The organism is Streptococcus sp. GMD1S (assembly GCF_000296875.1).
In the GTDB taxonomy this organism is placed as follows: Bacteria; Bacillota; Bacilli; order Lactobacillales; family Streptococcaceae; genus Streptococcus.
On sequence record NZ_AJQY01000259.1, the window covers coordinates 1 to 647 of the forward strand.

The window sequence follows — 647 nt, forward strand, 5'->3', positions numbered from 1 at the left end:
TATGGCAAGGTGACCAAAAAAATAAAAAAGTTCTGTGCAACTTGCACAAAACTTTAAAGAATATCTGGTAAAATCAACTGATAACACAAGGTAAGATCCGTTAACTCCTTCAACTGAAGTCCTGTCAATTCTTCCCATTTGTCAATCTTGTATTGGAGAGAATTGCGATGTAGATAGAGTTGCTGGGCTGTTTTAGTTAGGACAGCACTATTTTCCCAGAGAGAAAGGATAATTTCCTGAATCTGATCCTGATCCAAAATCATCTGGTGCAGACATTCTTTAATGACTCTCAGGTCCACAATCCTTTCTCCCATACTCCAAAGATAGAGTTGTGAAAAGGTGTGTACACCTTGATGACCTTGACGCCACCATGTCTTAAACAAATCCCGCTCCGCTTTGATTAAGTCTGATAGGGCTTGATAGCCTATCTGAGACCACACCTGCCCCAACATGATAGACAGACGAAGGCCAAAGTCATACTCAACCGCTTCAATCGTATCAGATAAGATTGAGCGGACAGAGGTATACTTATCTTGTTGAAGAACAAATACATAATCCTGAGCCCCGACCTGCAATACTGTCTGGCAGTTGGGAAAGAGGGTCTGCATCATATCCAGCCAAGAGGCTAGATTTTCCTGTTGGTAATA

The 647-nt window shown here is 41.6% G+C and carries 1 protein-coding gene; it reads right to left on the bottom strand.

All coding sequences use genetic code 11. The features are described from left to right. Window positions 1-53: 53 nt before the first annotated feature. Window positions 54-647: helix-turn-helix domain-containing protein (locus tag GMD1S_RS08655; protein ID WP_000330093.1), on the bottom strand; the 594-nt coding region annotated here is incomplete at its 5' end.